The sequence below is a fragment of the Bradyrhizobium sp. CB82 genome, from assembly GCF_029714405.1.
Taxonomy (GTDB): domain Bacteria; phylum Pseudomonadota; class Alphaproteobacteria; order Rhizobiales; family Xanthobacteraceae; genus Bradyrhizobium.
Genome location: NZ_CP121650.1, coordinates 7650107 through 7664664, shown reverse-complemented (window position 1 = coordinate 7664664; position 14558 = coordinate 7650107). Strand labels below are relative to the sequence as shown.

The window sequence follows — 14558 nt, the reverse complement described above, 5'->3', positions numbered from 1 at the left end:
TCCGCGTGTACGGCTACGGCAGATTCGTCGGAGTTTGAAGATGCTGTAGTCTCAACTCTCTGATTTGGTGGGCTAACAGTCACATCCATCTCGCACTCCGCGAATAGGTTTCGCACATCTCATACCGGCGACATGACTTCGCGGCGACGTGAGCGGCATTTGTGATGGGGACAATGCGTATGGCTGTGCATGGGCGCAGAATGCGAGATGCGAAAGTGTTTCGGCGGCTGGAGCAGAGTTACTTGCTACAGGCTGAGCACTCGACAGGAGAGCTCGAACGAGACAGCTTACTCAATCTCGCGCGAAGTTTCGGATATGCGGCCGAGCAAATCGAGAGACGCGCACTGGTTAGCAAGGCATTGGTGTTCTGCGCTCTTGCCGCGATCGTACTATTTGCAGTCTTCTGTATTCCTTAGTTGCGCCGCCGCTGCCGTGCCGAAGGCGCCCTCTTGCAGGCGCCAGGTGGGGCGCTCCTTAGTGGTGAGGACGGAACGCTTTTGCGCAACTTACCGGGCTTTGCTTTGACGCGATTGTGGTCGCGGCTGCGAAGCCTATAGCGGCGGGCAAAAAGGGCGCGCAGATAGGTTCCTGTGTCGACGGATGTGTTCTGCGGCACACCAGGCGCGGCATATCTTCTGGCAAGCTCGGTAATTTCCGGCTCTTGTGGATGCGGCCCGAGCCGGAGTGCATCAACGTAGTCCGGATCATGGAGGGTTCTCAGGACTGACACCAACTTGTCTGGGACGTTTTCAGTGGGCGATAAACTGGACGGGGATGTCCCGGGTTCTGTTGAATTTCTGAAGAGGTCGGCGTTGCCCACCTTGAGCCGGTAGGCTCGGGGTGCTGATTCCACAAAGGAGAGCAACGCCATGACGAGAGATATCACACCGGCTGGTTGGCCGGCGACCGGGGCTGTGGACGAAGCGTTTGCAGAAGTGCGGGCGAGCTTCGATCGGTTCTGCCTTGCGGCAGGGATCGAGGCGCTCGGCACGATGATGGAGGCGGATGTCACGGCGGCCTGCGGGCCGCGCCACGGTCGCGACGCGGCGCGGCGGGCGCACCGTTGGGGCCGAACGCGGGGACGGATCGGCTTCCACGGCGGCAAGATCGAGGTCGAGCGCCCGCGGGTCCGGGGCGTGGACGGCCGCGAGGTCACGATCCCGAGCTGGGAAACGGCGGCGGAGGAGGACTGGCTCGGTCGCTGGGCGATGAACCTGATGCTGATCAATGTGTCGACGCGCCGGTTCGGCCGCGCTGTCCGGCTGCCCGAGGGTGACGTGCCGGCACCGCCCGGATCGGGGGTTTCGAAGTCGGCGGCCTCGCGGAGGTTCGTAGCGCTGTCGGCGGCGCGGCTGGCCGACTTCATGGCTGCCGATCTGTCCGCGCTCGACCTTCTGGTGGTCCAAATCGACGGGCTGCATCTCGGCGACGATCTCGTGCTGGTGGCCGCGATCGGGGTTGACGGCGAAGGCAACAAGCATCCGCTGGCGCTGGTGGAAGGGGCGACCGAGAACGCCGCAACGGTTCAGGCCCTGCTGGACAACCTGGTCTCGCGCGGGCTCGACCCGACGGTGCCAAGACTGTTCATCGCCGACGGCGCGAAGGCGTTGTCGAAGGCGATCCGCCGCACCTTCGGTTCGGCCGCTGCGATCCAGCGCTGCCAGATCCACAAGGCGCGCAACATCATGGAACGCCTGCCGAAAGAGCATCATGCGGCCACCCGTCGGGTGCTGCGCCAGGCCTGGGAGCTCGATGACGCCGACAAGGCTGAAAAATTGATCCGCAATCTCGCGCGTCGACTCGACCAGCAATGGCCCGGCGTAGCGGCCAGCATCCTCGAAGGCCTCGACGAAATCCTGACTGTCGTCCGGTTGAAGCTGCCGAAGGAGCTTCGTCGATCGCTCGCTTGTACCAACATCGCCGAGAACATGATGGGCACCATTCGCCGCGTCACGCGCAACGTCAAACGCTGGCGGGATGCCGGCATGGCCTTGCGATGGGTCGCGGCCGGCATGATCGAGGCCAACAAGGGCTTCCGACGATTGAAGGCGCATAAGCAATTGTCGGTTTTGCGTGCGGCCCTTCAAGCTCGCCACAATCGCATGACGATCAACCCCGTTGCCCACGTCACGAGGGCCGCGTAACATTCATTCCGGCAACGTCGGCCCGACGTAGTTCAACAGCGATCGGGACATCCCCAACTGGACACCGGCGCGCTCTCCAATCCGGTCCGGATCTCATTGAGCCTATCCTCCACCTCCCTTGATGGCTTAATCGTTCCGGCCGCATTAGCGTATAAGGGCCCCAGGGCTGGTTGAGGCCGGTGTCATGTGTACGGTTAGCCAGGTCACGGAAGCCTCCTTCGTCGCCGCTCTCCAGCCGATGTGAAGCCCATGCTTTCATAGAATGCGACCAGCCTCTCAGCGCCGGGACGGTCGGCCAAGGGAAGAGACACCTCGATCATGGGCCAGCCCCGCGCCCGCGCCTCGCGGTTCACCGCAGCGAGAAGCCGTCTCCCATTTTGAGCCGAGCGATAGCGCGAATCGACCCAGAGCTCCTGCAGGATGCCATAGTGGCCTGACGCCCTTACCGCGGTGACCTGCGAGACGACCGCAATGCCGATCACTTCGGCGGCCAGCACATCCTCCATGATCAGGGCGAAGCCAAGCCGTGAATCCGTCGCGATTTGCCCAGCGACGCTGACCGCTGCTTGCGGATCGAATTGCGGCCCCGGTCCTCCGAGCTCCGTGAGAAGCGTATCGACACATTGTGCGATCGTGTTCCGGTCCTGGAGTGTCGCCAAGCGGAGACGATGTGCCGGATCGGGTACCGCCTCCTCGGCAACATCGTCATCCGTTCCATGGATCTCGACGCTATGATCCGGGTTGCCGGTGATACCCTCGACGATCGCACGGATCGGCTGGCCTGCCTTGAGGAGAATCTCTTCAAGGCAACGGATGCCCCATGAAAATGGGCGATGGATTGATGTCCTAAACACACGCCCAAGACCGGAACGGTGCTCCCGGCCAAAACATCCATCGTCGAGCCGACAAACTTGAGGGCTTCCTGGGCCGGGCGAGAGAATGATCCGGTCATGAGCTATCTTACGAATTTCGCTCCGTGGCACTGTGTTACACAAGACAATGGCTTCCCTACCGTTCCACTCTCCGACCATCTGGGCAATGTTGAATGTAAGGGAGTCGAAAGTTGTCGATCAGGATCATCGATCTCTCAAAGCCTCTCTCGTTTGCTGCCATCTTCATTGCCTGCTACGGGCTAATCCCATCCAAAGGAGGACTCAGCTGCGCTGAGGCAGCGGAATGACCGAGCGTTGCTGTAGCTGCCATGCTTCTCTGGGATCTTCCACCGGTCGAGAAGGCGCGAGCTCTTACTCCGCGGGATCGAGCCTGAGGTTTCTGCCGCTGGCACGTCAGCGCATCAAGTCCGCTTTCCGAGAGCGGACCTTGGTTGCTGCGAGATTCTTTGCACATAGGCTGGGTCAGCCCAACATTCGTGAACCGATTGTCCCCCTATGTTTCATCGCGATCAATCATTAGCGTTGGTAGTTGACGGGGGCGCAAAGTTACCGGCCTAAGATTCCGCCGTGTTGAACAGGCGGCCATTAGCACCCTCGTCGTGAAGGCGAAGTACAATCTCATTCGGCAGGAATGTCGGTGGAGAGTTCTCCTCGATCGTCCCCTTCGCGCACGGCCTCGACGATATCCGCACCTGCACCGATCCCGGAAGATTTCCCACAGGGTACCCGGCACTCATGACACGGGCCATCGACGCAGCATGAAGAAGATAATGTGCGGACTGGCTCTGGGGCCGACATTACGCGGAGCACAGGATCGCAAAGAAAATGCGCTCTTGATGATCCCGTAATCGCGGTTGGGTGGGCGCCTCAAGCAGGCGAGTGCTGGGGGCTTTCGCCAGCGGGCACCGCCGCGCTGGGTTGGGTGCGTTCGGCAGGCTTGGTTTGCTCTGCTTTCGGCAATCGTTTGATCTTGATTGCCGGCGCTCTCAGCTGGCTTTTGATGTGCGAGGCAGGAGCCCGATACCCCGGGATCGACGGTCACCGCGTTGCCGGGACCTTCCCGGTAATGGCAGGATGAGAACGGTCGTCCAGCCGGCAGACCGGCGCGCGCCTGCCGCGCAATTGGTCCGTATGTCGCTGACGACCTGGTAGGTCTTGTTCGATGATTGCGCGATCATTGGATGTTTCTGTGCGCCGGCCGCTAACTTTAGAGAGGCTGCGTTCTTTTTCCTCTTCGCCCTTGACAAATTTCTCTCGCATTCCCTAGGAAGCGGCGACTCTAGGTTATGTGGGTCAGTCGACAAATCGGACTTTAGATGAGCCATATTTCGGACGCGCCTGTCGAGCGCGTTACCATTCCAATGCTGCAGCGGTGGAAGGGGGAGGGGCGGCGTGTCGTAATGACCACCGCTTACGATGCGGTGACGGCACGCATCGCCGACCCCGTCGTCGACATCATCCTTGTCGGCGATAGCGTTGGCAATGTCTGCCTCGGATTCGATAATACGTTGCCCGTCAGCATGGCGATGATGAACCATCACCTCGAAGCCGTGGCGCGCACAAAGCCTCGTGCCTTGTTTGTAGCCGACATGCCCTTTCTAAGCTTCCATCTCAGCCCCGAGGAGACGATCCGCAACGCGGGAGGCTTCCTGCAGCGAGGGGCCGACGCCGTGAAGCTCGAGGGTGGGGCCAAGCGCGCTGAAATCGTACGTGCCTTGGTCGATTGTGAGATTCCCGTGATGGGCCATCTCGGTCTGACGCCGCAGAGCGTCAATGTTATGGGTGGATTCAAGGTGCAGGGCCGCAACGCCGACAATGCCTTGCGCCTGCTCGACGACGCCCACTGTCTGCAGGAGGCCGGATGCTTCGCTCTCGTCCTGGAGGGTATCCCGGCCGAGCTCGCCGCCCGAGCGACCAAGTCACTGACAATACCGACGATGGGAATCGGAGCGGGCCCCAGCTGTTCCGGCCAGGTGCTTGTATTCCACGATGTGCTTGGCTTAACTGAAAGTCATCGGCCAAAATTCGTTCGCACCTATGTCGAGGGTTTTCCGCTATTGCAGGAGGCGCTGTCACGCTGGGCCGCAGATGTCCGGAACGGAGCATTCCCGACGCCACAAGAATCCTATCGACTTCCCGAAGGGTTGAGCGATGCGATCGCAAACTGGGCGCCTTCCAATCCAACCTGATGTAAAGCTTAAACATGCAAACAATTACGACGGTATCTGAACTTCGTAGCACTCTTGCAAAAGCTCGTGACAAACGTGTCGGCTTCGTACCGACAATGGGCTACCTGCACGACGGCCACATGGCGTTGATCGAGGCGAGTCGTGCGCGATGCGACCTCACGGTCGTAAGTATCTTCGTCAACCCCACTCAGTTCGGGCCAAACGACGACCTCAGCACTTATCCGCGCGACTTTTTACGCGATGAAAAGCTGTGTCGCGAGGCCGGTGTCGCGATCGTCTTCGCTCCAGATGCGCGCGAGGTCTATCCGGCTCAGTTTGAGACCTTTGTCGAACCCGGCGAACTCGCAAAATCATTGTGCGGGGCGTTCAGGCCCGGACACTTTCGCGGTGTCGCAACCGTCGTCTGCAAGCTGTTCAACATGGTGCAGCCGGATATCGCATTCTTCGGACAGAAGGATTTCCAGCAATGTGCCGTTGTGCGTCGGATGGCAGTTGATCTCAATCTCCCGATCGAGATCGTCACCGTGCCAACCGTTCGGGAGCCGGACAGGCTTGCCATGAGCAGCCGTAATCGATACCTCAGTAAAGAAGAGCGCCAGCGAGCTCTTGCGATCAGTCGCGGTCTATTCGCTGCGGAGGCCGAATTTCGTGCAGGCGAGCGCCAATGCGAGAAGCTTATCGCAATCGCTAGGCGGCATTTGGATGAAGTCGACCGGCTGCAGTACATCGAGATTGTCGATGCCGACACGCTTGAGCCGGCCTTGAGTCCCTTGCGTCATCCTGCAGCCCTGTGTGCTGCGGCCTACGTCGGCTCGACGCGGCTGATCGATAACCTAATTCTTAGGCCGGAAGTGAGCACGGAATACGCGATCAAGCTCTAGCGACTACATCGAGCGCGGCGACGCTGCGTCGTAAAAAGGCATGACCCGCTAGGCGCGGCGCTTACTGCTGAGCACGACCGCGACGTCACAAGCGCATAGAGAAACAACGGCCGATTGAGCGACCGCCATCCTGCCTCTGCCCGGTTCGACCGGCCTCGTCGTGTGGTGGTTGTGCGTTGCCGGCCGCCCGCGCAACCCACCTTTTCTGAGGGGTGCGAAATCGAAACGCAGACACTAAAATATCATGCGACATGCCGTCCGCCTTCTTAAGATAACGCAGCACGTCAGCTCGCAATCAGAAAGGTCACACCTCAGCTGCCCGCAGTGGCCATGCTGATCGAACAGGTCGAGACGGGAACGGCTTGCCCTTTGGCAGTGCGAATCGGTGATAACGGTCCGGCAGCGCTGCCAAATGCGCGTCATCGGATCAATCCAGTTAGAATTCGTCAGAAATTGGCGGCAGAGCGCAGGATTTAGGCTTCAGATGGCTTTTGATTGCACTAATCAAGATTGAACTACGCTTATTGTGAGCAGCCTTGGCGAAGCCCTCCAATGGAGCGTTGCTTCGTCAAATCGGTGCACATCAAGTGATTTGCGCGGTGTCTGAACAAGCCGGACGGCTGGGCGCCGGCCGAAGTCGCATGCGCGCGCAGTGCTGCGCCGAGGGAAAAGCCAGGTAACGCCAACAGGAGGCGAGAATGCGAAACAGCTTCCATAATTCGGAGCATGGTTCAGCGAAGTGCTGTGCGATCTGTGGTGGAAGGTTTGGTCTGATCCGCTACTACTACTGGCGAACGGCTCTTTGTTCCAAGAAATGCATCGACCGTTTCAAGGCACGGCGGGAGGCCGATCAAAAATGGCTTCGCTGGTTGCGAGCCGCCTAATACCGCCGGATATCACACAGATCTTGAAGAGGATTGCATTGCATTCTTCATTTTGGATGCCTCTCGAGTGACCAACCCGGCCATAGTCAGTTGTGACTGCGAGTCCAGAAATATTCGTCGCATTCGGCCCGGCGCTTTCGCATGTGATCTGCGGTCGCCCGAGATTGGTGCCCTTTCGAAACTCGAATCGCAGGCAAACCTTCAGGCCGGACGGAGCACCTAACGGGCCTATGCTATGAAATTCATCCTGGTGAATCACCGGACGCCGCACGGCGAGCGAACCTGCACGACTTGTTCTCGGCGGTTAGGTCCTGGCTACCTGCGAGATGTAGTAACGCGGAGAGAATATTGCGGCTACGATTGTTACCGATGCTGTCAATTAGCCAACGTCGCCTTCCTTTACCGCAACCCGCGCGCCTTCCTTGGGCGCGATACGCAAGATCTCGTTCCTGTTGGGCTCGCAGCCTTGCTGACTGCCACGTCATGCTGGCTTCAGGTTGGGGTCGCCACAATGTCGTGGATCAACAGGGCGGCGCATTCCGGCGAGCCCTCTAGGTCTGAAAGACCTCCGTCGGCTTAAGCTCTTAAGGTTTCGTTCAGGCCGCGCGTCACCGCGGTGGTGAGTGCTGATTGAAGTTGGGAGCTTGCAGCATGGTGGACGGCGACCGGGCGGCAGTTAAGGCAAGACCTCGCCGGCAATACGATCCCCGCTTGATTTGAGCTCGCTTTGCGGTCTGCGTGGCAAGCGCGAGACTTCCTTCTTTTTGAAGACATAAATAACGTGTATTAATCCGTGTTCGCAACGTAAGCTAGTTCTTTCCATTCTTTATCAGTGGGGATTTTCCATGAAAACACGCTTCTGGATCGCGCTGGGCTGTGCAGTGCTCTTTGCGGCGCCCGCCAAGGCCTGGAATAATTTCGGACATATGGAGGCAGCTGCGCTGGCCTGGAATCAGCTGACGCCCGCCGCCAAGCAGGAAGCCACGCGCCTTTTAAAGCTCAATCCTCAATACGATGGCTGGATCCAGGGCGTGCCGGCGAGCCAGCGCGACCAAGTCGCCTTCGTCAAGGCAGCGACGTGGCCGGACCAGATCAAATCGCTCAGCGACTATCACAACGATGGTGACAGAAACGGCGATGTCGCGCCGCAGACACCCGAAGCGTCGCAGAATATCGGCTATGCCGATCACTTCCGCCACAAGTACTGGCACTTCATTGACGAACCGTTCTCGACAGATGGTACCGCATTGCAGCAGCCGCAATCGCCCAACGCGCAGACTCAAGTCGCTGTCTTTAAGAAGACGCTTGCGGACAAGACGGTATCGGACGACGTACGCTCATACGATCTTTCCTGGCTGCTGCATCTCGTAGGTGACCTGCACCAACCCCTGCACGCGACCTCCCGCTTCACGCACGCCGAGCAGGATGGCGACGCTGGCGGGAACGACGTGAAAATCAGCTGCACCAAATGTGGAAGCGCCAGGGAGCTCCACGCCTTCTGGGATGGGTTGTTAGGACCGACCAGCGCACCACCACAGGATGCCATCGACGCCGCGGCGGATCTTCGTGCGGCCGATGCCGGATCGACGGACGAGAACGACTGGATTCGGGAGAGTTTCGAGATCGCCAAGACGTCAGTGTACGCGCCGCCGATCCGCGGCGGCGACGGCCCCTACAAGCTCACGCAGGCTTACCAATCGAGGGCCCACAGGATCGCCAACCAGCGGATTGCGCTCGCCGGCGCCAGGATTGCGGCGATCCTGAACGATGCGTTCAAATGAGCATCTCCCTTGGGCCCCATCATAGATTGTTGTATGCGGTGGTCCGACATGAACATTGCTAAATGCTATTCGTGTTCACGGCAGGTTGCCTGATAATTTTGAGTAGGAACAAGCATGCAAGGACGGATCATTTTTCCATTGAGGCGTGTGCCAGCGTCTTCGGAACGAAGGCCGCCAATGATACAGTGACGGGTTTCCTGCCATTTGGCGGCCGCGCTGGCAATGGTCGCTCGCGTTGGGCGGGGCCGTCGCTTCTAGGCGGCGGCCCCTTGCCGCGAAGGCCCCGTTACGCGAAACATCGGCACCTTCGCGACCGTTACCAGAATGGGCGCGGTAAGTGCATGGCGACAAGGAGCTTTGCTTGTTAGTCTTACCAATCAAGTTTTTCGCCGCGCGATGCTCCGCGCGCTGTCCTGATCTGCTAGATTGAATCTTTTGGAGCCTTGTTTGTTTGGGTGATAGATGTCGCATTCGGTTGAGTTGATCGTCAACGGCTATGTCAGGCTGAACGATCGTGCCGCGCTGGAGAAGCTTCTTGCGCATCGGCGGGAGCTGCTGAAGCAACTAACGAGCGTCACCGGCATCGATCCAAGTCGAGCCGTCGCGCAAGTAAGCCAGGAAATCGCAATCATCGAAGATGGACTTGCGACGATCGCGCCAGAGTGAGGAAGGCGGACCGCTCAGTGGGAGCCGAGCAACTCGGATGCTGCCGTCGTCGGTCCAGGGCCTTCACGCCCAAGCGGGATAACTCACGGACGATTAGCGCGAGCAAAGTGATCCATAGACAGGCGAAAAAAACGCCGGAAAGCAGGCTACGTGCACGGGAACGCTTTTGGACCAAAGGAAGCGCCGCGCCGAATATATTGGCGCGACAGCTTCGCCTTGGGTGGATCCGGACGGGGCAATGTCCGGTCCGCCGAGCCTAGACACCGCGCAGCGCCACCGCAATCAAGCCCTTGTATTAAGCTTGATGTCGCCGCTGCGGGTTTAATTCTGGAACCGCCAGTTTGCGTCAACATTGGCCGAAGTTTCAGCGAGGGCGCGACGTTGAGGCTCGGCAACAGCACCCAGAGCGGGTCGTTGCTGGACCAGAAGCTCTACATCAGATTGTGCTGGGCCTTGGTCTTGCGTTCTCACTTGCGCGTCTGCTTAGGTCGATCAAGAAGGTCAAGCGCAGTGTTTACCTGCTCAAGCTGACGCTCGATCTTGTTGCGCTGCTCAAAGTCTTGGGTAGAACCAAGTTGCTCAATAAGCTTCTGCTTTCGGGCGAGCAGATTTTGAATGACTGTCGTCATCTGACCTCCGTTACCGCTCTCAGGTCGAAAGCGGGATGCTTGGAGATCACTTCGATGTGCCTGAATGCGGTCGAACTCGCGGCCGTTGCAGAACGCAGCAGTCGCGCCGCAGGTAAACTGTAGACAAGATCGACCCGACGCATAGCGATCCCATTGGTAGAAGAAAGACACTATCTGCCTAAAGAGGGTGCCGGCGTCTCCTTTGTGCGCGTGGGCAGTATCGGATATTCGATCTTGGGGAGGCGCCCGCTCAGTGAATTCAGAAACGCGACAATATCGGTGTTCTCCTTCTCGCTGAGCTTGGCGCCGAGCTGAACTTCGCTCATGATTCCCACGGCTTCCTTGAGAGTCCAAACCTGACCCGAATGGAAGTAGGGAGCCCGCAAGGCAACATTGCGCAAGGGGGCGACGCGGAATACGTATTGGTCGCTGGGGGCCGTAGTGACCGCGAACCGTCCCTTGTCGGCCGCAGGAAGCAATTTGGCATCAGGCTTTTTGATGACACCAAACGGGAAAAAATCCTGTCCCCCAATATTGATTCCGCTATGGCAGGAGGCGCATCCTTTGTTCATGAACAGCCGCAATCCCGCCTTTTGCTGATCGTTCAGAGCGTTGGCATCGCCATTCAGGTACTGGTCGAAGGGAGCCGCCGGCGTCGTGAGAGTCGCTTCAAAGGCCTCGAGCGCCTTCGCGAAATTGTCGAAGGTGACCGGCGGTGTATCACGCGGGAACGCCTGCTTGAACTTGCCGACATATTCCTCCATCGAATTCAACGTGCTCGTCACGTGATCCGGGGTCGCATTCATTTCGGCGCTCGCCTGAACGGGTCCCTTGGCCTGTGCCTTGAGATCCGGCGCGCGTCCGTCCCAGAATTGCGCGACATTGAACACCGCATTGTAGACGGTTGGCGCCCGACGCGGCCCCTTTTGCCAGCCGTGACCAACGGACGTGGGACCGGCGTCGACGCCGCCGGTGCCGAGATTATGACACGTATTGCAGCTAATGATCCCGCTCGCCGAGAGCCGAGGGTCAAAAAACAGCATCTTGCCGAGCTCGGCTTTCTCGGTCGTGACAGGATTGTCTTTCACCGCGGGGATAGCAGATGGGATCGGTTTGAAAAGTCGTTTGGCTGCCATCATCAAATCGTCGTTCGCGATCGCATGGGATGAGACGAGCACGAGAGCGGTAGCAATGGATACCTTGCGCATCACGTGAGACTTCCGGTTCTTTCGACGCCGCTAACGAACGACTTTTTCTTCAGAGCGGCACTCACTACCTGATACCTGCAACCATGCAGAAACTGAGCCAACTCTCGCGCTGTCAGTTTTCCAGCTCGATGTTGGCTTCGCGACACGTTGGCGATAGCCCGACACAAGGACGGCGGTGTCGCACGAAGCATCTCGTTTTACCGCTCTTCGAGAAGGAAGAACCGTCTCTCTAGCGGCACGTCAATTGCAGGACACCGCGACATCGCGGGCACCTGTCCCGCGAGGTCAGATGAGGGTTGCGCAATTGGATCCAAATCAATGCCACAGACGCTATGAAATGGATCCCGAAGCCTGAAGCTGTGCAGATCCGTCGTGCTGCCAAGCCGCGCTCCCAATCGCTTCGGACTCTGTCGCGTCTGGAAGCCAGGGGCTTTGCTTGTCACGTCGAGATGAGGCGTCGTGGAGCTCGATGATGGCTTCGCTGCGCTCGAATAAACTTAGTCAACTGACGGCCCGGATGGATTGGTGGCGCGCGTCATGAGCTTCCTGCACCACGACATCTTAGGTGACTTGCTACATCCCATGGCACGCCTTGCCGGCAAGCAGAAAGCGTAACGGGGTGCCAAGGAGAGCGGATGAAAAGGTTTCTCATGTCTAAAGCGAAGCTACCTGAAATAATCAACCCGCCACCGCCTTACAGCTCAGTTGGCCTGCATACGCGCCGTCATTGGAATAGCCTTGCGCATTGGAGAGAGCGAGGTGTAAGCGAGCGCTGCCTGGCAGCGGGCTGTTCAGTGGTCACCTACGGGACCGGGCTGCCTGATGGCGGTCACCTGGTTCGGTCTCACGACCCTTCTCCGATCGACAATCCGACAATTGCGAGGAGAACTATGAGGCATCTATTTCGACCCTGGTGCTTTGCGCTCTTGGGCGGCACGGCGTCGCTGTTCGTCGTTGCGAGCGCGTTCGCGCAAGGTCGCCTCACCGAGCCAGCCTCACGCGTCGTGTTGTGTGCCGAACACAGGAATAAGGATTGTCCAATTGATTTGCAAAGGGCAAGCTCGATGGAGAGCGGTAAGTTCTTCCCGGCTATCAAGGGAGGTCTGTTAGACTCGACCGCGCCGACCGATGTGCAGAACGCGGCGCCACCAGAGGACGGCCACATCGCCGGCAGCAGCGTACGCGGTGATGTGCCCTTGCTCAATGAGCAGACGCCGACGCGCTGGGAGAAGATTGTGCTGCACCCCGGCGCGAAGCAGAAGTTCAAGTGGGAATCCGGGGCGGTTCACCTGACGAGGCGTTGGAACTACTTCATCACACGGACGGGCTGGAATCCGTCCTCGCCGCTCACGCGCGCGCAGTTCGAAGTGAAGCCATTCTGCACGGTTCAGAATCCCGGCCAGCCCTTTTGGGATCCGAATGCCAACCTTATTCCCCAGGAGCCCAGCGAGCACATCTGCGACCTTCCAAAGCGCACGGGCTATCACATTATTTTGGCGGTGTGGGAAGTCGCCAGTAGCCCAATGGCGTTCTACCAGATCGTCGATGCGACGTTCGAGGAACGCAAGTCGTCGAGCGCCAATGGCTCCGATTGAGGAGGCGGAGTGTTGCCGCGGGCACATGGCCGACCTGGCGCTGACCCACCACAAACGGGCGGCGTCGACTTCAGGTCACTTCCGGTGGGTGATGAAGGTCAGGTGTCGTGCGCCTCAGTTCAAACTCAAGCTTCTTCTTGCGTTGGAAGAATAGAATCAGGCGGCGGAAATTTGGATTGAGGGCCTTTATGGGTCTTTTTCACATGACCCGATGAGAGCTCTGATTTCGGCCTTAAGCCGATTGCGAAAGCTTGATGTGCTAGATAAAGTCGATCGTAGGAGACTGACATTTTTCAGATAACGTCGGACAGTTTGGCTAGGATTGGGGGCGAAACGCTTAGGTATGCATGCGACGGCTTGTGCTCTCACGCCATGCGGGACGCCTCCTGTAGCATGATTTCCCGCATCCAGACGCTGGCCTGATCATTGTTGTGAAGAGCGGGCCATTGCACAGCCTCCGTAAAGGCCCGTAGCGGCAGTGGAAGATCAACGATCCGCAGCCGCATCGTCGTTGCGAAAAGCCGAGCCAGCCGTGAATGCATGGTCGCGATCCTTTTCAGTGCCCGCTAGCAGCGGTGGGATCATGCTGAAGCTCGGCACCGTCACCTCGATACGCCGTTTGTGGCCATGCTCGAGCAGGAGCCATGCCTCGATCGAAGGCTTGCCAGTTCGCCCGAACTGCGCCGCAACGTGCCCCATCGACATGTACCGTTCGAAAGTGAGCTTGCGTGAAAGGTGCTTGTTCGTGGGACAGCCAACGCATACCAGCGTCTCATCAAACAGCTTTGCCTTGGGGTGCGCGTTTGACATGTACATTTCCGGAAAGATCAGAAAATCCACCTCGCCGCGCCGTAGCGGTTCGTCCGGTTGGTCGTCAAACGGAACCAGTTCGAACGTGATGCCGGGGGCCTCGCGCGCGACACGCGCAATCACGGTCCGGAAGAACACCAACGCCATGAAGTCAGACAGAACGACCCGGAAGCGGCGATCCGATTTGGCCGGGTCGAACGTGTCATCGGCGGCAATCGAGAGCTGGATGTGGAGCAGTGCTTTGCGGGCCGGTCCGGCCGGCGCCTCGGCAAGTGGCGTCGGAACGAGTTCGCGCCCACGCATCGTGAAGAGATAGTCGTGGAAATAGGCTCGCAATCTTCCGACCGCCGCGCTCATCGCCGGTTGGCTCAAACGGATACTGCGCGCCGCCGCAGTTAGGCTGCGCTTGGTCATCAGCGCGTCGAGCGCGACGAGCAGGTTCAAGTCGAGACCTTTGAAGCGCATAATGGAGCATCCACGTCATCAATATGGTTCATAAAAACAATAAATTGTACCAATGCCTCCCAGTACCACAAGCTGCAAAAAATCCGGAAGGACATTCATGGCTCAGACAGACATCGATGGGCCATCATCGGCTACGGGCCGACGGGCCTGACGGTGGCCTCGCTCTTGCGGCAACTCGGCCTCCACGTCCGGGCCGTCGAGCGATGGCCGTCCTCTTTATGGTCTTCCGCGGCTGCCCACATCGACGGAGAGACCGCAAGGCTGCTCAGCTTCGCATGCGACATCGAGGAGGCGCTGCGCGATTCCTAGCCGAGTCAGTCCTACATTTTCTACAATGCATCCCAGCCTGGCGATGCAATTTCGGCGCATATTTCGGTTCGTCAGCCCGATACTGCGGCCGACCAAAGAACACA

At 58.9% G+C, this 14558-nt stretch carries 9 protein-coding genes and 1 pseudogene; 6 read left to right on the top strand and 4 right to left on the bottom strand.

Annotated features, from left to right (window positions below):
- The first annotated feature begins 869 nt into the window (after nt 1-869).
- Nucleotides 870-2144, top strand: a complete 1275-nt coding sequence (locus QA640_RS36925; protein WP_283037679.1) for an IS256 family transposase — start codon at nt 870-872, stop codon at nt 2142-2144.
- A gap of 203 nt (nt 2145-2347) precedes the next feature.
- Here QA640_RS36925 and QA640_RS36920 read toward each other — a convergent pair whose 3' ends face one another.
- Nucleotides 2348-2998, bottom strand: coding sequence for a GNAT family N-acetyltransferase (locus tag QA640_RS36920; RefSeq protein ID WP_283037678.1), 651 nt, complete (start codon nt 2996-2998; stop codon nt 2348-2350).
- Between the two features lie 1355 nt (nt 2999-4353).
- On the opposite strand from QA640_RS36920, the gene panB reads away from it, so the two are divergent.
- The 4 genes from panB (at nt 4354) to QA640_RS36900 (ending at nt 9438) form a co-directional block, all read left to right on the top strand.
- The gene (gene panB, locus QA640_RS36915) at nt 4354-5226 is read left to right on the top strand and encodes a 3-methyl-2-oxobutanoate hydroxymethyltransferase (protein WP_283037677.1); all 873 of its coding nucleotides are present in this window, start codon (nt 4354-4356) and stop codon (nt 5224-5226) included.
- 14 nt (nt 5227-5240) lie between these two features.
- Nucleotides 5241-6107, top strand: coding sequence for a pantoate--beta-alanine ligase (panC, locus tag QA640_RS36910; protein WP_283037676.1), 867 nt, complete (start codon nt 5241-5243; stop codon nt 6105-6107).
- Nucleotides 6108-7836: 1729 nt separating this feature from the next.
- Entirely contained in the window at nt 7837-8772 is a 936-nt protein-coding gene (locus QA640_RS36905; RefSeq protein ID WP_283037675.1) for a S1/P1 nuclease, read from the top strand.
- A 462-nt stretch (nt 8773-9234) separates the two neighbouring features.
- A complete protein-coding gene (locus QA640_RS36900; RefSeq protein ID WP_283037674.1) occupies nt 9235-9438 on the top strand; it encodes a hypothetical protein in 204 nt (67 codons plus the stop codon).
- A gap of 467 nt (nt 9439-9905) precedes the next feature.
- Here QA640_RS36900 and QA640_RS36895 read toward each other — a convergent pair whose 3' ends face one another.
- Together QA640_RS36895 and QA640_RS36890 are read right to left on the bottom strand one after the other, a co-directional pair.
- The gene (locus tag QA640_RS36895; protein WP_283037673.1) at nt 9906-10067 is read right to left on the bottom strand and encodes a hypothetical protein; all 162 of its coding nucleotides are present in this window, start codon (nt 10065-10067) and stop codon (nt 9906-9908) included.
- A gap of 170 nt (nt 10068-10237) precedes the next feature.
- Nucleotides 10238-11275 (bottom strand): cytochrome-c peroxidase, encoded by a 1038-nt coding sequence (locus tag QA640_RS36890; protein ID WP_283037672.1) that lies wholly within the window; start codon nt 11273-11275, stop codon nt 10238-10240.
- 926 nt (nt 11276-12201) lie between these two features.
- Here QA640_RS36890 and QA640_RS36885 point away from each other — a divergent pair.
- On the top strand, nt 12202-12870 hold the full coding sequence (locus tag QA640_RS36885) for a lytic polysaccharide monooxygenase (protein WP_283037671.1): 669 nt from the start codon (nt 12202-12204) through the stop codon (nt 12868-12870).
- 365 nt (nt 12871-13235) lie between these two features.
- On the opposite strand, the pseudogene QA640_RS36880 reads toward QA640_RS36885, so the two are convergent.
- A pseudogene (locus QA640_RS36880) lies at nt 13236-14145 on the bottom strand (LysR family transcriptional regulator).
- Between the last annotated feature and the right edge of the window lie 413 nt (nt 14146-14558).